Origin of the sequence: Flavonifractor sp. An82, assembly GCF_002159265.1 — a bacterium.
Taxonomy (GTDB): Bacteria; Bacillota; Clostridia; order Oscillospirales; family Oscillospiraceae; genus Flavonifractor.
Window position 1 is genome coordinate 89,136 of record NZ_NFHG01000011.1, and the last position, 17,459, is coordinate 106,594.

Here is a 17,459-nt window from a genome sequence, read left to right on the forward strand (position 1 = left end):
TTGCGACCTATGGCAAAAGGATTCAACAGCCGCGGATTTGGCGGCATGGGCGGCGGCATGAACATGAATATGATGAAGCAGGTCCAGAAGATGCAGCAGGACATGATGAAGATGCAGCAGGAGCTGGAGAACAAGACCTATACTGCTGCCGCCGGCGGCGGTGCGGTGAGCGCCACCGTCACCGGCAAGCGGGTACTGGAGAGCGTCACCATCGACCCCGACGCTGTGGACCCCGAGGACGTGGAGATGCTGCAGGATATGATCGTGGCGGCTGTGAACGAGGCTCTGCGTGCCGCGGAGAGTGACTCCGCCTCCTCCATGCAGCAGCTGACCGGCGGGCTGAACCTGCCCTTCTGAGCAAGTAACTGACAGGGACTGGCAGCATATGCGGCCAGTCCCTGTGCTGCGGTATGGGGAGAATCGGAAAGGGTGAGAGAATGGAGACGGAAGAATTCATTCAGATGTCCGAGCGGTTCCGGATCGGCGCTCTGCTGGCGCTGACCGGTGGACTGCTGGACGCCTATACGTATGTGATGCGGGGCGGCGTTTTTGCCAATGCCCAGACCGGTAATATCGTGCTGCTGGGTGTGCGGATGATGGAGGGGGACTGGAGCGGTATGGCCCACAGTTTTCTTCCCATTGTGGCCTTTGTGGCGGGGGTGATTGCGGCGGAGTTCATCAGGGAGCGCTGTCGGCGTCTCCATGAGGTACACTGGCGTCAGGTGACCGTGGGGCTGGAGCTGGCGGTGCTGGTTCTGGTCTCCTTTCTGCCCCAGGCGCTGAACGGTGTGGCCAATGTGGCAGTCTCTTTTGTGTGTGCGGTGCAGGTGGAGAGCTTTCGGAAGGTGCGGGGCAGTGCCTTTGCCACCACCATGTGTACGGGCAATCTGCGCAGCGGCACGGAGCAGTTTTATCAATTCCTTCGTACCGCCCGGCGGGAGCATCTTGTGCGGGCGGCGCGGTACGGCGGTATCATCCTGTTCTTCATTGCCGGAGCGGCACTGGGCGCCTGGTGCAGCGGGCTGCTGGGCCTGTATACGGCCGCTGTGGGATGCGTGCCCCTCCTCATGGCACTGTGCCTGATGTGTTTTCAGAAAAATCCTGAGGATTTTGAAAAAAGTCCTTGACAACTATAAAAACATCTGATAAAATGAAATGCGTTCGGTCAAGAGAACAGAACGCATTTGGGGGTATAGCTCAGCTGGGAGCCCAGTTGAAGCGGTTACGCACCCCTCTAAAAATTGAATAAGAAATATCCAGCGCACCCTCTTAATATGGGGGTATAGCTCAGCTGGGAGCCCGGTTGAAGCGGTTACACACCCCTCAACAAAACTAAATAAATGTTCTTTCCCACATCTGGGGGTATAGCTCAGCTGGGAGCCGTAAACGCGCAAGCGCCTACCCCCAAATGAGCGACAGCACAAGACCCAAACTGACAACTTAACATCGTTTCCTTGTTTGTTCGACAAGAACAATTTTCTCCCCGAAAGAAATTTTGGGGAGAGTTATACGGGGGTATAGCTCAGCTGGGAGAGCGCTTGAATGGCATTCAAGAGGTCAGCGGTTCGATCCCGCTTATCTCCACCAAAAGGAAACGGAAAAAGCTCGTTTTAACGAAAGTTAAGACGAGCTTTTTCGTTTTCTTTCCGCAGATTGATATGTCCGCTAACTGCCATTCAGCACTCCCCTACCCCTATGGGCGTTCCGAAAGGAACGCCCTTTTTTTATGCCCAAACGACAGGAGGCAGAACATGAACTTCGATTATTATTACGGCGATGAGAGCAATCAATTTGCTTTCTACCGTATTCCCCGGCAGCTCATTACCGGGGAGGATTTCAAAAAGTTATCCACAGACGCCAAATTATTGTACGGCCTCTTGCTGGACCGCATGGGCCTGTCCGCCAAAAACGGCTGGTATGACGATATGGGGCGCGTGTTCATCTACTACACTCTGGACGAGATACAGGAGGACCTGAACTGCGGCCATGAGAAAGCGGTCCGGCTCTTGGCGGAACTGGACACTAGCAAGAAAGGTTTCGGCCTCATTGAGCGTGTCAAGCAGGGACAGGGCCGCCCCACCAAAATCTATGTCAAACGCTTCACTACCCGCGCCATACCGCCTCAACCCGCTGTGCCGCAAGACATTCCCAGACTTCCGATTTTCGGAAGTCAAGACTTCGGAAAATCAGAAGTCAAGAGTTCCGAAAAACAGAAGTCAAGACTTCCGGTTATCGGAAGTGCAGACTTCCGAAAATCGGACGCAAGTTATATTGAATCTAATCAGACTGATCTCAGTCAGCTTAATCCATCTATCCATCCATCGGTTTCCACCCCGCCGGAGAGGGCTGGATTGATGGATAGATGGAATTGCGAGAGAGAGGTGAGAGAGTGCATTGAATACGACCACCTCTGCACCCAGTTCAACCGGGAGGATGTGGACGAGATGGTGGAGCTCATCACAGATGTGCTCTGCACCACCCGGCCGACCGTCCGCATCGGGGGTGAGGACATTCCCACGGAGCAGGCCAGGGACCGTTTCCAGCGGCTGGACTGCGGCCACATGGAGTATGTCTTTGACTGCCTCCAGCGCAATACCACCCAAGTTCGCAACATCCGGGCCTATCTGCTGACGGCCCTTTATAACGCCCCTGTCACCATCAACAATTACTACCAGGCGGCGGTACAGCACGATTTTTCCTACCCCCAGCGGGAATGAACAGGAGGAGCGTTCCCTATGAGCCGTTATGAAACAAAAGACTACTCCAACCGCCGGGAATACCTGGACTGGCTGGCGGAGAGGTACGGCGTGGACAGGGTCGATGTGGTGTTGCTGGCTTCAATCCTGGGGACTGACCAGGATTTTGACGGCCTGCCGACTGCATTGGCTGATCTGACTGCCGACTCCCGGAGGATGCCTTTTTCCGAGCAGTCCTCAATGAGAAAACTTCCCCCAATTTGAGGGCAGTTAGCAATCAAATGCCACAACATGAAGGAGGAAAATACCTATGGCAGACCCCAAGAAAAACCCTTTGATCGGAGCGTTCCGCACCCCGCTCCCCGGCACGCCGCCGGACACACCCGCACCTCCCAAGGCGGGAAAGCCGCCTGCCGCTGGAGCTGCCACACCTATCGATAAGAAGAAAGAACGGGAGGTCACCAAGGCCTCCGCGGACACCTCTGCCAAGCCCGCTGATGGAAAGAAGGGGCCGGAGGCCCTCAAGACCCCCGCGGACACCCCTGCCAAGCCCGCCGATGGGAAGAAAGAGCCGGAGGCCCCCAAGGCCCCTGCGGACACCCCTGCCAAGCCCGCCGATGGGAAGAAAGAGCCGGAGGCCCCCAAGGTCCCTGCGGACACCCCTGCCAAGTCCGCTGATGGGAAGAAGCCAGAGACCGCCAAGGCCCCTGCGGACACCCCTGCCAAGCCCACTGATGAGAAGAAACCGGAGAACCCCAAGACCCCCACAGGCACTACTGCCAAGCTCGCTGACGGGAAGAAAGGGCCGGAGGACTCCAGCACTCCCGCAGATGCCCCTGCCAAACCTACTGATGCGGAGAAGGCCCCAGAGGCTCCCATTATGGAGGAGCCGGAGGATGAGGAACTGCCCAAAAACCTGAAAATTCCCCTGACCAAGGAGGGCCAGCCGGAGACGGTCACAACCATGAAAGTGGCGAATATCCGGCCTTTTGAGGGGCACCCCTTCGCGGTCCGTGATAACAAGGATATGTGGGACCTGGTGGACAGCATCAAGAAATTCGGTGTGCTGGAGCCGGTCATGGTCATCCCCCATAAAGACGGCGGCTACGAAATGGTCTCCGGCCACCGCCGTATGCGTGCCTGTCAGTTGGCCGAAATTGAGGATATTCCTGTTATTGTCCGTAATCTGGACCGGGACGAGGCCATCATTTCCATGGTGGACTCCAACCTCAAGCGGGAGGAGATCAGCCCCATGGAGAAGGCCCGCGCCTATCAGATGAAAACCGACGCCATGAAGCGGAAGATGGGCCGCCGCACCAAGGAAGAAAAGGCCCAGATGGAAGCCAGCGGTCAGAAGCCCATGACGGCAGATGAAGAGCTGGCGAAACAGATGGGCGAAAGTGCAGCCACGATTCAGCGGTATAAGACCCTGAACAAACTGGTTCCAGAACTTCAAGATATGGTAGACGAAGGAAAGATGCCCGTCAACACCGGCGCGGATATAGCGCAAATGAAGCCTGCTGAACAGAAGTTGTTGGTAGATGCGATCCAGAAAGAGGATAAAGTGCCCTCCGGTACCAAGGCCAAAGAACTGAAGGAAGAGAGTAAGGCCGGGAGACTGACTGCGGAGAAGATCGAGCAGGCTGTTGCCCCTCAGAAGCGGGAGGAGCCTCCGCTGCTGAAAATCACGCTGACGGAAGAGGACCTGCGGCCCTACTTCCCGGATAAACGCACGACTATCCCAGATGTAAAGCGGGGCGTCTTTGAGGCGCTGGACCTTCGGAAGCGGGCCATTGAGCGCCAAAAGGCAAAGGCCGAGGCTGATAAGGGCGTCAAAAAGACGGACGCTCCAACGAGGTGACAGGATGCCGGAGAAGCGGATGTGCCAGAGCTATGAGATCATTGACAGCTGCCGGGTGGGCGATACGGAGGTGGTCCTGGGATACAGCCCCACGGAGGTATCCCCCTATGTCACCTGGAAGTGCTACGCCCACGACAATTTCCAGGGGTATAACTTTGGCCGCTATTTTGGAGACGAGCAGGCCGCCCGGAAGAATATGAAACAGCGGGTAGCGGACCTACGGAAGGACCTTCCGCCCGGCCACCCGGACTGGAGGCCCCGGCGTCACAAAAAAGACCCTGGCATGGAACGATGATGTACCATGTCCAGGGCTTTTTTCATATTCAAAAGTGCCCTTAATTTGAGGTTACTTTCCGGGAGGTGTAAAAAATCGAGTATCAAGAGCGCATGGAGCGTGTGCGGGAGCTCACGGACAAATTGGAGGCTGGTATCACAGACCTGTTCCAGAGCGACCAATATTCTGCCTATCTTCGTTCCCTCTCCAAGCTGCACCAATACAGCTGCGGCAATGTTTGTCTTATCAAGCTCCAGTGTCCGCACGCCTCCATGGTGGCGGGGTATGGAGACTGGAAACGAAAATTTGGCCGTCATGTCAAAAAGGGTGAGACCGGCATCACCATCCTGGCCCCCTGTCCCTACTGGGCGCGGGAGGAGGTGGAGGAGACCGGCCCGGACGGACAGACTACCAGGGAGCAAAAGTGGATGAAAAAAACCGGCTTCACCACGGCTACTGTGTTCGATGTCAGTCAGACGGAGGGGCGGGAGATCCCAAAACTGGGTGTGGAGTCCCTGACGGGCACCGTGGAGGGCTATGAAAAGCTGCTGTCCGCCCTAAAGTCCCTATCCCCTGTCCCTGTTGTCGAGGGGGACCTGCCCCCAGGCGTGCATGGCGCCTACCACCACGCGGAAAAGAAGATTACCCTCCGCTCTGGCATGAGCGAGGCCCAGACCATCAAGACGCTGATTCATGAGATGGCCCATGCCAAGCTGCACGCACTTCCGGCGGAAGGCGGGATCGTTCTGGGGACCCACGAAAAGAACCGGCGCACCCGCGAGGTAGAGGCGGAAAGCGTAGCCTACACCGTCTGCCAGTACCTGGGCCTGGATACCGGAGAATACTCCTTCAGCTACATTACCGGATGGAGCAGCGGCAAAGAGCAAAAGGAATTGCGATCCTCCCTGGAGTGCATCCGGGATACCGCCGTCGAGCTGATCGACGGCATCGAGAGCCGCTGCCTGGACCGCCCGCCACCGAAACCCGTGCCGCAGCGGCAGAAGAAGCGTGCTCCCAACCGGAAGAAACAGACCCGTACCGCAAAAGTCCCCTCAATTTGAGGGGAGATATGCGGGACTATGATAAGTAAAAGGAGGGAACTGCCATAGAACAACAGGAGCTTTACCGCTACTACTCCACACAGCGACCTGTAGACGTGGGAACTTACCCCAGGGAGCCGGACAATCCTCTGGTGGGCTTTCTGAACTACGATGAACGCATCGCGGTGGAGCATGGCGCGTTCCGGGCCTGGGGCGAGGTGATGTATCGCGCCCCGCTGACCCCGGACGAGCTGTACCAATATGAACTGCGGCCATCGCGGGACAACCCGGATGTACGTCAGACCATGCGGGAGCAGGCTCAGGTAGTCGGTCGGTGGGAGGACCGAAACGGCATCCACACGGACCGGAGGCTGACCCGGTGTGTCGGTATCGGCACGTATATCTGCGGAGACCGTGTGACGCCGGAGGAACTGGCCAAACGGTATCGGCTAGCTGAGGATATTCCCTTTGTTTCCCGCCGGGGACCCCGGCCCAAAAAGTCCCCTCAAATCGAGGGGAGATAGGAGGAGCATTATGTACCCAACCAATGCCAGCACAGAAACATTTGAAGCGGTCGAAATACTGACAGTCCCCGGCCTGTTCACTACCCTGCGGGTGGATCGGTCCACCCTTCCCAAGTGGATGTACCTCTATGAGATGCAGACAGACCCGGAGGACTGGAGCCGCCCCTGTCTGCTGGGGCGGCATATCACGGTGGAGCATTTTGGGACAGTCCTCACGGCCAGCCCCCTCCCCCTGCCGCCCAGCGGCTATGTGGACCTGGCACCCAGCGACTTTGACCAGCGCCAGGGCATGGAACGGCTGACGGCGGCGGAGTTTGAGGCCAAGTATCTTGACCCAAACTACCAGCCGCGCAGGACTCGCGACCGGATGTGCCACAAGAGCAAGCGCCCCGTGGCTATGGTGCGGTAAAGAACGATGAAGGATACTAGGATCGAACTGCTGCCCTTTTTGATGAAACACACCCAATCCCAAGATGAGGGGCCGCCCCTGTACGGATTCCGTCTGGACCTGGAAATCATAAAAGCGGCTGTGACGGAGCCCAATATGGAGGACCGGATCTTTTATTGGATGCCCAGGCCCTGCGGCGGCGTATGTGTCAAGGAGCGCAACGTATTCCTGCGGGGTTCCGACGACTACCGGATCTGGACCACGCTGGAGCAGGGAGCCACACAGCAACGGGCATATCACATCACACTGACTGGTGGGCGCCCGAGGAACCCGATTGGGTCAGTACGGACCTTCGATTACGCGGCCCAGCTCCACCGCTTGCCAAAGGCCGTGCTGGATATCTCCGCATTGGAACTGACCTTTCGTTCTGGAGAGTGCCTCGTACTGCCGGTGGAGGAATACCACCGGAACAGGGAGCGGTTTTTTACCGAGTATGGGACGGTGCGGCGGCTGCGCTATCTCCCGAAAAATGAAGCGGAGCTGAATCGTACCATTCTGATGGAGCATCGGTATCAGAAAGGATGGCAGCCCAACCGAAACCGGCAGCCCCCAGGCAGTCCGGCCAGATAAAAGGAGCTGAACCTATCCCATGGGAAAGAAGTTATTTTATGAAATCAGCCCAAGTGAAGGCTATCTGCGGGAGGGGTCCTATCTGGAGGTCAGGCGGCAGATTAACTACCGCGGCGAAAGAGCCGACTTCAGGCCATTTCTGAATGTCCCCATGAAGGACCTGGAAAAGCAGTTGAAGGCCAGCCAGGCGGAAGAGAAAAAGGTTTTTGAGGAAATGAAAAAGGCGATCACCACCTGGGACCAGCATGGAGCTCAGACTCTTCTCCTGCAAAAAGCGATAGAGTACCTGCGGACGCCGGAGGTGATGCACACCGGAAATGAGTGGAAGCGTCATAAGGACGGCTCCTGGGAGATCAGCAACCTGGTCTACAAAATGACGTTCCAAATCGTAAAGGCCGGGAACGAGTGGAAACTGAGCTGGGAGCTGTCCTACGCAGCTCCCGGCCTGGCACAAGGGTACTGGAGTTATACCCGGTCTCCCAGAGAGCGTATCGAATATGAGGGCAGCAAAAAGTACAAGACCCTAGAAGGGGCGCAGAAGTATGTCCAGAGCAGATTCGACCTGTATGCGGACCGTTTTGAGAGCCTGTCCCCACCCATCCCGACGGAAGCAAAGGAATTGTTCTGCGTCAACGGTCAGCTGCTGCAAGGATACTCCCTCATGCCGCCGTCCCCACAAAGAGAACCGGTCACGCTGGAGGCCCTGCTGGACTGCCTGGAGGACAGCGATCTTATGAAGGAGCCGCCCAAAAAGGAGCGTCCCGCCGGGCCGGAGGCGGCACTGGAAGAAAAAATGTCCACCGAACAGGCCCCAGAGCCTGTCTCCGCTCCTACCCAGCCGGAGACCAGGCAGGAGCAAAAGCCGCCTCCGGCCAGAGCCACACGCCCCATGACCAAGAAAGCCCGGCACCGCAAGCGGAGCATGGCTGTGGTGCGATAGGGGGCGGCTATGGCATACACACATATCGACCCCGGACGGGAGATTGAGGTCTCCACCCGCATCTATTCCAGCAAAGACCAGGACCATGTGGCAGAGCTGGTCAAGCTGCCGCGCACGGAACTGGCGGAACTGGAAGAGGCCAGTGTGGCCCGCGAGAAAGAGATCTTTGCCAAATTCTCCGAGCTGGAAAAAGAGTGGCTGAAGCAGGCGGCGGAGACGGCGGCCATCCGCAAGGCCAAACAATATCTGATGGTCTTGCCCGTCGATCATACGTCCAACCAATGGAAAAAGGACCGATATGACAACTATGAGCGCAGCAACATGGTCTACAAGATGACCTACCGCGTCTCCGAGCGTACCCATTATGACCGTGCCAGACAGGAATCCGTGACTGACGCCTGGTGCCTGTCCTGGTATCTCCATTACAATACCATCCACAACCCGAACCCAGACTTCACCGGAGAAGGCTGGCGGATCGCCGGGCAGAGCGACAAGCGGTTTGCAACAAAAGAGGAGATGGAGCGTTACCTGCAAGGCCGGATCAATGCCTATGCCCACCTGTTTACTGAACTGTCCCCTCCGATCCCCAAGGATCAGAAGGACCGCTTTTGCGTCAACGGGGTCCTGCTCCCAGGCTACACTGTGGAGCCCCCGGTGGAGGAACGGGTGGACGAGCTGCTCTCCTTCCTGGAGGAGGACCCATTTCCAGCAGAGGGGCCGGCCGTCCCCAGGAAGGAGCCGCCACAGACTGCCCGTAAAGGACCCAAGAGACCACCTCACCGCAAAACGGCCCCGGTACGGTGACAGCGGCGCTTGCGCCGCTGTCCGCGCCAGCATGGCATTTGGTAGTACAAATGCCGCTGGTCAGGGGTAAAACCCCTGAAACCCCACCTAAGAGAAATGCCCCTCAATATGAGGGACATTTCTTTGAATATATTACTACCGTGTGTTTGTCAGCTCAAGTATTCTTTATTTCAATAACATATACAGAATTTATAGAAGGCTTTACACTCCATTGTATTTTTCCGGGTGAAGATGTTTTTTTCGAATTGGGGGGCGGTATAAGAAGAAAAGAACCATCCATGTTCTGATTTTGAACTGAATACAGACTAATCATTCGATCCATTATATCGTTCATGTCACTTTGAACCTCGATAGCTAATTTATCAATTCTCATACCGTAATTTCTTGGATCGGAGAAATAACGCTCCAAATCTTGGAAATGACATCCGCGAGTCCAAATCATCGAAACTTCCAAAGTAAAAGATTGCGCATACATAATACTTTGGGGAAAGATGAAATGGATACAACGAAAATCTGGAAAATCTTCATAGGACTCCTCTAGAATATTTTCAATATTAAAGTACTCTGTATCCCCCTTCTTCAATTTTGCATCAAGCTGTATTGACCCATCTTTCCACGAGGTAAATGCGCTCAAAGTAATACCCATGGTAAAACTCTTTATGGAATCTTGATTAGTGTTTCGCCCTTCAAATACCCAATGGATAGATTGATCTACTAGGGGTCTATTAAGGATGGATCTTTCATTAGATTCTTTAAGGGAGAGCACGAATTTTCCTTCATGTATATAAAGACCTTGATTATATCTTTTTGATGGGCGTTTAAGCAGATAACTTGAGATATTGCAGTCTGCTGGTAGTATGGAAGGCTTTGGTAGTGTATCTTTTTGAAGTTTTCTATGTCTGCTAAAAAATATTATTATAGAAAGCAAAATTGTGATTAAAAGCAATGCTATAGTTATTGGCCACCTATATGGTTCAGCAATAGGTAATTTAAGGTCGAGCATAGGCTGCAAGACTGATAAAATTGCTAATAGTCCTGATATAAGTGGTGCAATAAAAAGTTTATCATTTCCATCGCCATACTTCATATAAGTTGCCCCCTTTTTAATATCAAGGTGCAATATATTTAAATATATATTTTAATTATAGTAGTCACTTCTAGTTTTTTCAACCAAAATTGACATATTGAACTTATGAGAATAAAAGTGTCGTAAATCTTATTCAATACACAATTTCTAATTCTAAATGTGGTGATAAAAGTGCGTATGCGTAACCGCCATGTCAGTGTGTGGCTGACAGATGAGGAATATGAATACTTAAAAGGTCAATCACATATATCCGGACTTGGTATAGATCCATTCCTTCGTCACCTCATTATGGGTGTTCAGCTTCGTCCCCGGCCCCCCGACACCTACGCCGCTCTGCTCCGGGAGCTGAACGCCATCGGCAATAATGTGAATCAGCTGGCTTATCAGGCCAATGCCAGAGGCGAGGCTACCCAGGACGAGATATGGGAGGCGGCGCGGCTGGTCCGGCAGGCGGTCCAGCTGGTCCGGGACACCCTGTAATGGCCTACACCAAGATCTTAGTCATCCATAACCGGCTGGACAAGTGTGTGGGCTATACCCAGGACCCGGAAAAGACCTCCCTGGAGGCCGCCATCGACTACGCCCTGGACCGGGCCAAAACGGAGCGCACCTGTTATGAGACCGCCATCAACTGTTCCCGTGACCGGGTGTATCAGGATATGCTGGACACCAAGCGGCGCTGGGGCAAGGAGGAGCGCAAGCGGAAAGGCTACCATATCATCCAGTCCTTTGTCCCCGGCGAGGTGACGCCGGATCAAGCCCATGCCGTGGGTGTGGAATTTGCCCAGCGCCTTTTAGGAGACCGCTATGAGGCCATCGTTTCCACCCATCTGAACAAGGCTCATCTCCATTCGCATATCGTGTTCAATTCCGTCTCCTTTGTAGACGGGGCCATGTACCGGGACCAGCTGAAGGACTACTACGGCGGGGACGGCACGGGCATCCGGGGGACCTCGGACGCCATCTGCCGGGCGCACGGCCTGTCCATCATCGAGCCCGCCGCCCCGCTGAAAGGGGCCCCGGTGAGCCGGGCCGAGTGGGAGGCGGACCGGCGCGGGAGACCCACCGTGAGGGGCCTGGTCCGTCAGGACGTGGACGAGGCCATCCGGCAAGCCTATACCTATCACTCCTTTCTCGACCGACTGAAACGGATGGGGTATCAGGTAAAAATCGGCCCCAGGGTCAAGCATACCGCCGTTCTGCCCCCAGGCGGAAATGGCTATCTCCGTTTGGACAGCCTGGGCCAGGGATACACGGAGGCGGACATACAGGCCCGGCTTATCGCCGTCCGCTCCGGCGAGGCCCCGACACAGCCGGACAGCCCCCCGGCGGTGCGTTTCCACCTGTTGGAGCCGGGCCGCCGGTATCGGGTGCGGGGCAGGATGCCAAACCGCCCCCGAAAGCTCACCGGCTTTCAGGCCCTCTATTTCAAATATCTCTATCTGCTGGGAAGCAGGCACAAGCGCCGTCCGGGAAACCGGGCGGCGTTTTCCATGCGGGAGGAGCTGCGGAAGCTGGACCGCTATCAGGAGCAATTCCGGTATCTCCGTAAAAACCGCATCGAGACGGCGGCCCAGCTGTCCATGCAGTATGACGCCATCCAGGCGGAGATAGACGCCCTCACAGAGCGGCGCGGGGAGCTGTACCGGCAGAGACGGCGGGGCGAGGGGAACGAGGAAGTCCAGGCGGAGATCGGGCAGATCACCGCGCACCTGCGGACGCTGCGGCGAGAAAGGAAGCTGTGTGTCCGTATCGAAGGCGATATCCAGACGGTCCGGGCAGCGGTGGACAAACCAAGTCCAGACCAGGAAAGGGGGGATTTTTGTGAGAAAGCTGATTCGGGCAGACCTGAGCGCCATCCTGTCCCTGCTCCCGGCCTATCAGCCCGTTGAAGCAAGTGACCTGGAACTGGACCTGATAAAGCTCAAGAGAGGCGGACAGGCCAACTATCTATTCCTTGCCCGGCGGGAAAAATGCTGGCTCTTTGACCCGCCCCGCGTCTATGAGCCGGGCAGCTATGAGAACCTGTGCTGGCTGGCCTATCAGGACCGGGCCGGATGGCCGGTGCTTGCCCTGTTTCTCCACGTGGAAAAGTTTGTGGACGGGCGGCCATGGGGAACTGTGACATTGCTGGACTATTTGGAAACGGCCCGTGATGTGGAGCAATATTCCCAACTGCCTGTCCTCCAGCGTGAGCGGCACTGGAAGCTGCTGGTCAGGCGGTATCTGCAAAAGGTCCAGCATTGCTCTATTTTAGAAGTCATCCAATATCTGAAAACCGGGAGGTGAAGAAGATGGACAACAGCGGCGAAGTGGCTGACCTGATGGTAAAAGAGAGTATCCAAATCACAGAGGCCACGATCAAACTGCTGGCGGCAGGAGGAAAGAATATGACGGCGTTTCTGCTGGCGCTGGCACGGGACAACAAAAAGCTCTACGGCAAGACCAACATGAAGAAGCTGCTCCAGGCGGGCCGGGGGCTGAAAAACTTTTACATCAAAGAGAGTGACCTGGATGATTTTCGGGTCTATGCTCAGAAAAAGATCCTGTTTGCCGTTATTAAGGACACCCGTTCCAACAACGGTATCGTAGACCTTGTGACCAATGAGGACTATGTTCCCCTGGTCAACCGCTATCTGGAACAGCGCGGCTATCCAGCTCCTGGAGTGGAACAGGAGGCGGAGGTGCCAAAAAAAGCCGCCCCCCGCGCTCGGCCAGAACGCTCCTCACCACAGCGCGGGAGTGGCTCGACAGCCAGGCAGACGAGGAGTACGGAGACTACTGAGGGGCCTGAAAGCCGCCCCAGCGTGAAGGAAAAGCTGGAGATCTGCCGGGATAAAGCAGAACAGAAACGGAGCCGTCCCGCACCGCAGCGCACCCGGCCCGTCAAGACCCAGGCCCGATAATTTATCACAAGGAGGATAATTTTTATGGCAAATCTGGAAGAGATTATTGCAACCAAAGTGGAAAGCGACTCCCAGTGGAAAAACCAGCAACAGGCAGACCGTCAGAACACCACAGAGATGCAGGACTGCGGCATTGAACTGATCGTGAACGACCCGGCCCAGTACCTTCACTACCTGACCTTGCAGGGGGACAACCCGGCATACAGCGCCGGAAATGTGGCCATCGTCCTGGCGGGGATGGATGGGGCTACCGTGTTCGGCACCCGTGACCGCTGGCAGACATTGGGCCGGAGCGTTATAGAAGGTGAAGTCGGGGTGAAGATCTTCGCCCGTGACGCCCGTACCAAGTCATACGCTCTGACCGACGCCTACGATGTGAGCCAGACCCAGGGCAAGGACCTGAAACAGCGGACCCTGCGGGAGGACAGCGCAGAGATGTCCAGCGCCCTCAAGACCCTGCTGAATTACTCCAAGGCGGAGCCGGTCGTGGACCATGACCTGGACACCCCCGCTTTTTTCGACGAGGACAAGCGGGAGCTTGCCGTCAACCCCGACTACTCCGATCCAGAGGCGTTTGCCGCCATCGCCGCGGAAGTAGCCCTGACCCGCTTTCACGACAAGGGCTACAACCCGGATTACAGCTGGGCCCGGTATGAGCTGGACGCACAAAGCGTCTCCTACATCCTCTGCCGCCGGTACGGCATCGAGCCGAAGCAGCCCAATCTGGAACGGCTGGCAGAGCGATTCGAGGGGATGTCCTCGGATGAGTGCAAGGGTGTGCTGGACAAAGTACAGGACATGAGCAGACAGATCGGGCGCTCCATAGATTTGAATATTGAGGCGGAAAAGCGAAAGAACCGCACCGCCGAGCGCCGCCCCGCGCGATAAACTGCCGCCGGGGGTGTCGCCCCTTGACAGAGGCTAATCCGTCCGCCGTCCCCTGTCAAGGCCGGGCGATTGTTTGCACAATCGCCCGCGAGCCGCCCAGTCTGCGGACTGGGCGGGCCTTGACCGGGGCCGTCTGACAGATTGGTTGGTTTCCAAGGGGAGGGACACCCCAAAAGCCGCCTGACGGCGGCTTTTGCCAGACTAGGGAGACGTGCGGAACGCCGGGACCTCTCCGCAAGACCGGGAGGACGGCACGACGCCCTGACCGCCGCCCATCCGGGCGTCGGAGTAAAATGTCCCTCAAGTTGAGGGGCATTTCGTCCCCCTGGTTTCCCGTTGCCTGTTTTTACGCTCCATGATATAGCATTCTCAAGAAATTTCTCTGAAAGGCGAGTGACCGCATGAGCGGCAACGATTTATTAGACCGTATTGACGCATACGCCCAGGCCATCCGAGAGCGCCGCCCCCTCACCCCGGACGAGGTGAAGGAGCTGGACGCCTATTTCCGCATCGATATGACCTATACCTCCAACGCTCTGGAAGGCAATTCCCTCACCTTATCTGAGACCAAAGTGCTGCTAGAGGATGGTATCACTGTGGGCGGCAAGCCCATCCGGGACTGCTATGAGGCCACCGGCCACGCCAGGGCCTATGACTATATGCTGGAGACCGCCAGAGGTGGGCCGCTGCAATTCCGGGAGGAAGATATCCTCCGCCTGCACGCGCTGTTTTACGGCGGCATTGACCCAGAGCACGCCGGACACTACCGGGAGGGACAGGTGTTCATCACCGGCACGGAGTATGTCCCGCCCACAGCGGAAGAGGTGCCCGGCCAGATGGCCGAGCTGGTGGAGAAACTGAACCAGAAGAAGGACACGCTCCATCCGGTGGTCCTGGCCGCCTACGCCCACCGGCGGCTGGTGGATATCCACCCCTTCCAGGATGGGAACGGTCGCACAGCACGGCTGTTGATGAACCTCATCCTGGTGAACAAGGGCCTCCATCCCACCCGTCCTGCGCCACGACTATATCACGGAGCTCCAGCAGGCCCAGCGGCATACCCGGCCCAGCGACGTTGCCTTTGTCAAGCTCATTTGTGAGTGTGAACTAGAGGCTCAGAAGGACTACTGCCGGATGTTCCGCATCAAGCTCCCGGAGCGCAGAAACGACGCCCCGGAGCGATAATCGGTAAGTCCCCTCAATTTGAGGGGAGTTTTCGGATCATTTTGATTAAAGGAGTTGACCCGTATGAAGAAACGAGCCGCGCCCCTGTTCCTGGCGGTGCTGACTGCCTGTGCCATGACCTGTTCGGCCTGGGCCGCCGAGGCAGCGCCCGCCGCCCTTTACCCCGTGGAGGTGCAGGAGTATAGGACGGAGGACCTGAACGAACCGCGCATCAGCAAGACTTATGAGCTGTCTCCCACAGATGACCCGGACCTCATCCCGACCCAGGATTTTGAACGGTCCGGCCGCGTTTATACGCTGCTTGATGTGGTCAGAGAGGAACAGACAGAGACGGACAGCAAGTATCATACCGAGACTGTGACGCTGAACAGCAAGAGCAAGGATATGGAGGAGATTATGCCTTTGCTGGCTGTTACCTGCGAGGCCGCCACAGAGGACGGCTATACCGGCGTTCTCACGCTGGACACCGCCAGTATCCAGGTGGAGGCGTCTGGCTAGCAGGTCACACACCCGATCCCCCGCCAGTAGGGGCAGCCGTGGCAGCGGGAGCCTTCCGGGGCCTTGACAGGCTCGGGCCGCTCATACCGGGGAACCTGCTGCATCATCGTTTCATAGGGACTATTGGTGAATTTCATTTGTCGCCCTCCGTTTCGTCCTCGTCCTCCTCGTCCCACGGCGGGGTAGCACCATGTAGCGATCCCGGCCTTGTGGTTGGCGTTCACCGCCGCCGTGACAAACTCATTGGTGGTGTGCATGGCGATCTTGCGGAGGTTTTCGCCCAGCCCTTTGAGGACGATGCACACCACCCGGGAATTGAGGTTGACATTGGTGGGGTGGTTGAACAGGTTGAGGGAGCCGGTGCAGTAGAGTTCCAGCGCCGTTGCCACACGGCGGGCTTCCGGCTCCGGCTGCTTCAAAAGCTCCTCGTATAAATCCTGCAACAGCGGCGTTTTGGCCGTTTCCAGCCCCAGCGCCATTTCCCGGTACACCAGCCGCACACAGCGGTCAATGACGGTTTTCTCAATGGGCTGCAAGCCCTCCCGTCCGCCCACGATCAGCTCACACAGGGACAACAAAAAATCCGCCTTCATAGAAAGCGGACTTTCATCGTCGTTGGCGTTCATCTGCAAATCCATAGGCGAAATGTGGTGGGGGCTGTCCGGGGCGATCTCAATGACCTGCCCGCCCAGCCGCTGCACCAGCGGGGCATATTCTCCCATCGGGTCTAGCCTCGTCATCGGTCATGTTGCGGACGATACAGGGCATATTGGCAAACCCGGCCAGTTCGCTGGCCCGCTGGCGGCGGTGTCCGGCTATGATCTCATATCCGCCCCCCTCACGGGGCCGCACCAGCGCAGGCTGATTGACACCAGCGGCTTTGACCGACTCCACCAGTCCTTGCATTTCCGCATCGTCCCGGACGCCAAAGGGGTGATTTTTGAACGGGTGCAGATCGGAAAGATTGAGATAGACAATCTCCTCTTTCACGCCACGGGTGGCATCCCGAGGGGCGGACGGCTGCTCGGTTGCAGCCGGGGCCTCCGCCGTAACGGGAGCGCCTTTCCCGGCAGGCGGTTTACTTTGGGACATTTTGTCCCGAGGTTGCGGCTTGGCCTTGTCGGGGGCCGCCTTGTCAGCCCTGGCCGGGCGGCCCCTGCGGGGCTTGGCCGCATCCTTCGCTTTATCCGCCTGCTTGCCCTTATCCGGGGCAACAGCTTTTTCCGGGGGCTTGCCCTTCGTCGCCCCATCCCGGGCAGCGGTAAAATCCACCACCTTTCCAGCGGGAGTAGGATCACCCATGCCGGGGATCGTGGTCTGCTTCTCGTCCTTGCCCGGCTGCGGCGCACCCTCCTTAGACGGAGCAGGAGCGTCCTTGTCTTTGGGAGCCTCCTTATCCCCCGGAGCCGGTTGCTCCGCCGCAGGGTCGGGAGCTGTCTTTCCCTCAACGGGTTTTTCCGCCGTGGGGGGCGTTACCACCTTGGACGCATCTTCTGTCACGGGAGCCTCCGCCTTGGCCGGGACGGGCTGATCCTGCACCGGGGAATCGGCTTTGACAGGCTCGACCTTTCCGGGCTTGGGGGGCTCGTCTACCTTCCCGGCGTCGGGAATATTCTTTTTATCGTCAGCCACCTAAAAACCTCCTATTACAATATATTTACGGTTTAAGGCACGGCAGCCAGCCGTGTCTTTTCCGTATCGTTGCCTAAGCTGTTAGAATGAGAGTGTCTTGGCCTGA

General features: G+C 57.0%; 21 protein-coding genes, 1 tRNA gene and 1 pseudogene. 20 read left to right on the forward strand and 3 right to left on the reverse strand.

Annotated elements, in window-relative coordinates; all coding sequences use genetic code 11:
- Positions 1 to 9 precede the first annotated feature (9 nt).
- From B5G34_RS11865 to B5G34_RS11925, 13 genes are all read left to right on the forward strand, one after another.
- Positions 10 to 357 carry a YbaB/EbfC family nucleoid-associated protein gene (locus tag B5G34_RS11865; RefSeq protein WP_087337609.1) on the forward strand — a complete coding sequence of 116 codons (348 nt, stop codon included), beginning with the start codon at positions 10 to 12 and terminating at the stop codon, positions 355 to 357.
- 80 nt (positions 358 to 437) lie between these two features.
- Positions 438 to 1,127, forward strand: a complete 690-nt coding sequence (locus tag B5G34_RS11870) for a YoaK family protein (RefSeq protein WP_242957011.1) — start codon at positions 438 to 440, stop codon at positions 1,125 to 1,127.
- Positions 1,128 to 1,511: 384 nt separating this feature from the next.
- Positions 1,512 to 1,587, forward strand: a tRNA-Ala gene (locus tag B5G34_RS11875).
- Positions 1,588 to 1,751: 164 nt separating this feature from the next.
- A complete protein-coding gene (locus tag B5G34_RS11880; protein ID WP_087337612.1) occupies positions 1,752 to 2,717 on the forward strand; it encodes a DUF6017 domain-containing protein in 966 nt (321 codons plus the stop codon).
- 18 nt (positions 2,718 to 2,735) lie between these two features.
- Entirely contained in the window at positions 2,736 to 2,960 is a 225-nt protein-coding gene (locus B5G34_RS11885) for a hypothetical protein (protein ID WP_087337615.1), read from the forward strand.
- Between the two features lie 46 nt (positions 2,961 to 3,006).
- The gene (locus B5G34_RS11890; protein ID WP_087337618.1) at positions 3,007 to 4,557 is read left to right on the forward strand and encodes a ParB/RepB/Spo0J family partition protein; all 1,551 of its coding nucleotides are present in this window, start codon (positions 3,007 to 3,009) and stop codon (positions 4,555 to 4,557) included.
- 4 nt (positions 4,558 to 4,561) lie between these two features.
- The gene (locus B5G34_RS11895) at positions 4,562 to 4,852 is read left to right on the forward strand and encodes a hypothetical protein (RefSeq protein WP_087337622.1); all 291 of its coding nucleotides are present in this window, start codon (positions 4,562 to 4,564) and stop codon (positions 4,850 to 4,852) included.
- Positions 4,853 to 4,944: 92 nt separating this feature from the next.
- On the forward strand, positions 4,945 to 5,892 hold the full coding sequence (locus B5G34_RS11900; protein WP_087337625.1) for an ArdC-like ssDNA-binding domain-containing protein: 948 nt from the start codon (positions 4,945 to 4,947) through the stop codon (positions 5,890 to 5,892).
- 44 nt (positions 5,893 to 5,936) lie between these two features.
- Positions 5,937 to 6,395, forward strand: coding sequence for a hypothetical protein (locus B5G34_RS11905; RefSeq protein WP_275532297.1), 459 nt, complete (start codon positions 5,937 to 5,939; stop codon positions 6,393 to 6,395).
- Positions 6,396 to 6,405: 10 nt separating this feature from the next.
- A complete protein-coding gene (locus tag B5G34_RS11910; protein ID WP_087337631.1) occupies positions 6,406 to 6,804 on the forward strand; it encodes an LPD28 domain-containing protein in 399 nt (132 codons plus the stop codon).
- A 6-nt stretch (positions 6,805 to 6,810) separates the two neighbouring features.
- The gene (locus B5G34_RS11915; RefSeq protein ID WP_087337634.1) at positions 6,811 to 7,413 is read left to right on the forward strand and encodes a hypothetical protein; all 603 of its coding nucleotides are present in this window, start codon (positions 6,811 to 6,813) and stop codon (positions 7,411 to 7,413) included.
- A 19-nt stretch (positions 7,414 to 7,432) separates the two neighbouring features.
- Complete coding sequence (locus B5G34_RS11920) at positions 7,433 to 8,353, forward strand: hypothetical protein (protein ID WP_087337636.1); 921 nt, start codon at positions 7,433 to 7,435, stop codon at positions 8,351 to 8,353.
- Positions 8,354 to 8,362: 9 nt separating this feature from the next.
- Entirely contained in the window at positions 8,363 to 9,157 is a 795-nt protein-coding gene (locus tag B5G34_RS11925) for a hypothetical protein (protein ID WP_087337639.1), read from the forward strand.
- A gap of 154 nt (positions 9,158 to 9,311) precedes the next feature.
- Here B5G34_RS11925 and B5G34_RS18500 read toward each other — a convergent pair whose 3' ends face one another.
- Entirely contained in the window at positions 9,312 to 10,244 is a 933-nt protein-coding gene (locus B5G34_RS18500) for a hypothetical protein (protein WP_140397249.1), read from the reverse strand.
- A gap of 288 nt (positions 10,245 to 10,532) precedes the next feature.
- Between B5G34_RS18500 and mobC the strand changes: the two genes are divergently transcribed.
- The 7 genes from mobC to B5G34_RS11965 all read left to right on the forward strand — a co-directional run bounded on the left by mobC (position 10,533) and on the right by B5G34_RS11965 (position 15,721).
- A complete protein-coding gene (gene mobC, locus B5G34_RS19185) occupies positions 10,533 to 10,724 on the forward strand; it encodes a plasmid mobilization relaxosome protein MobC (RefSeq protein WP_242957013.1) in 192 nt (63 codons plus the stop codon).
- Positions 10,724 to 12,136 (forward strand): relaxase/mobilization nuclease domain-containing protein, encoded by a 1,413-nt coding sequence (locus B5G34_RS11940; protein WP_087337648.1) that lies wholly within the window; start codon positions 10,724 to 10,726, stop codon positions 12,134 to 12,136. The genes mobC and B5G34_RS11940 overlap by 1 nt, the downstream gene beginning before the upstream one ends.
- Entirely contained in the window at positions 12,069 to 12,533 is a 465-nt protein-coding gene (locus B5G34_RS11945; RefSeq protein WP_087337652.1) for a hypothetical protein, read from the forward strand. Before B5G34_RS11940 ends, B5G34_RS11945 begins: the two co-directional genes overlap by 68 nt.
- 5 nt (positions 12,534 to 12,538) lie before the next feature.
- On the forward strand, positions 12,539 to 13,150 hold the full coding sequence (locus B5G34_RS11950; protein WP_087337655.1) for a DUF3801 domain-containing protein: 612 nt from the start codon (positions 12,539 to 12,541) through the stop codon (positions 13,148 to 13,150).
- A gap of 24 nt (positions 13,151 to 13,174) precedes the next feature.
- A complete protein-coding gene (locus B5G34_RS11955) occupies positions 13,175 to 14,038 on the forward strand; it encodes a hypothetical protein (RefSeq protein WP_087337658.1) in 864 nt (287 codons plus the stop codon).
- A gap of 401 nt (positions 14,039 to 14,439) precedes the next feature.
- The gene (locus B5G34_RS11960) at positions 14,440 to 15,138 is read left to right on the forward strand and encodes a Fic family protein (RefSeq protein ID WP_204245948.1); all 699 of its coding nucleotides are present in this window, start codon (positions 14,440 to 14,442) and stop codon (positions 15,136 to 15,138) included.
- Between the two features lie 148 nt (positions 15,139 to 15,286).
- Positions 15,287 to 15,721, forward strand: coding sequence for a hypothetical protein (locus B5G34_RS11965; protein ID WP_087337661.1), 435 nt, complete (start codon positions 15,287 to 15,289; stop codon positions 15,719 to 15,721).
- A 182-nt stretch (positions 15,722 to 15,903) separates the two neighbouring features.
- Here B5G34_RS11965 and B5G34_RS11970 read toward each other — a convergent pair.
- Together B5G34_RS11970 and B5G34_RS11975 are read right to left on the reverse strand one after the other, a co-directional pair.
- A pseudogene (locus B5G34_RS11970) lies at positions 15,904 to 16,452 on the reverse strand (conjugal transfer protein TraE); the annotation flags it as partial.
- A complete protein-coding gene (locus tag B5G34_RS11975; protein WP_087337679.1) occupies positions 16,394 to 17,023 on the reverse strand; it encodes a ParB N-terminal domain-containing protein in 630 nt (209 codons plus the stop codon). The gene B5G34_RS11975 and the pseudogene B5G34_RS11970, both read right to left, overlap by 59 nt.
- Positions 17,024 to 17,459: the final 436 nt, after the last annotated feature.

Excerpts from the sequence above, each read along its gene's own strand:
- B5G34_RS11955 (WP_087337658.1), top strand. The coding sequence starts at position 13,175 with ATGGCAAATCTGGAAGAGATTATTGCAACCAAAGTGGAAAGCGACTCC.
- B5G34_RS11950 (WP_087337655.1), top strand. The coding sequence starts at position 12,539 with ATGGACAACAGCGGCGAAGTGGCTGACCTGATGGTAAAAGAGAGTATC.
- B5G34_RS11885 (WP_087337615.1), top strand. The coding sequence starts at position 2,736 with ATGAGCCGTTATGAAACAAAAGACTACTCCAACCGCCGGGAATACCTG.
- B5G34_RS11940 (WP_087337648.1), top strand. The coding sequence starts at position 10,724 with ATGGCCTACACCAAGATCTTAGTCATCCATAACCGGCTGGACAAGTGT.
- B5G34_RS11925 (WP_087337639.1), top strand. The coding sequence starts at position 8,363 with ATGGCATACACACATATCGACCCCGGACGGGAGATTGAGGTCTCCACC.
- B5G34_RS18500 (WP_140397249.1), bottom strand. The coding sequence starts at position 10,244 with ATGAAGTATGGCGATGGAAATGATAAACTTTTTATTGCACCACTTATA.
- mobC (WP_242957013.1), top strand. The coding sequence starts at position 10,533 with ATGGGTGTTCAGCTTCGTCCCCGGCCCCCCGACACCTACGCCGCTCTG.
- B5G34_RS11965 (WP_087337661.1), top strand. The coding sequence starts at position 15,287 with ATGAAGAAACGAGCCGCGCCCCTGTTCCTGGCGGTGCTGACTGCCTGT.
- B5G34_RS11895 (WP_087337622.1), top strand. The coding sequence starts at position 4,562 with ATGCCGGAGAAGCGGATGTGCCAGAGCTATGAGATCATTGACAGCTGC.
- B5G34_RS11865 (WP_087337609.1), top strand. The coding sequence starts at position 10 with ATGGCAAAAGGATTCAACAGCCGCGGATTTGGCGGCATGGGCGGCGGC.
- B5G34_RS11920 (WP_087337636.1), top strand. The coding sequence starts at position 7,433 with ATGGGAAAGAAGTTATTTTATGAAATCAGCCCAAGTGAAGGCTATCTG.
- B5G34_RS11880 (WP_087337612.1), top strand. The coding sequence starts at position 1,752 with ATGAACTTCGATTATTATTACGGCGATGAGAGCAATCAATTTGCTTTC.
- B5G34_RS11890 (WP_087337618.1), top strand. The coding sequence starts at position 3,007 with ATGGCAGACCCCAAGAAAAACCCTTTGATCGGAGCGTTCCGCACCCCG.
- B5G34_RS11975 (WP_087337679.1), bottom strand. The coding sequence starts at position 17,023 with ATGGGTGATCCTACTCCCGCTGGAAAGGTGGTGGATTTTACCGCTGCC.
- B5G34_RS11915 (WP_087337634.1), top strand. The coding sequence starts at position 6,811 with ATGAAGGATACTAGGATCGAACTGCTGCCCTTTTTGATGAAACACACC.
- B5G34_RS11960 (WP_204245948.1), top strand. The coding sequence starts at position 14,440 with ATGAGCGGCAACGATTTATTAGACCGTATTGACGCATACGCCCAGGCC.
- B5G34_RS11910 (WP_087337631.1), top strand. The coding sequence starts at position 6,406 with ATGTACCCAACCAATGCCAGCACAGAAACATTTGAAGCGGTCGAAATA.
- B5G34_RS11870 (WP_242957011.1), top strand. The coding sequence starts at position 438 with ATGGAGACGGAAGAATTCATTCAGATGTCCGAGCGGTTCCGGATCGGC.
- B5G34_RS11900 (WP_087337625.1), top strand. The coding sequence starts at position 4,945 with ATGGAGCGTGTGCGGGAGCTCACGGACAAATTGGAGGCTGGTATCACA.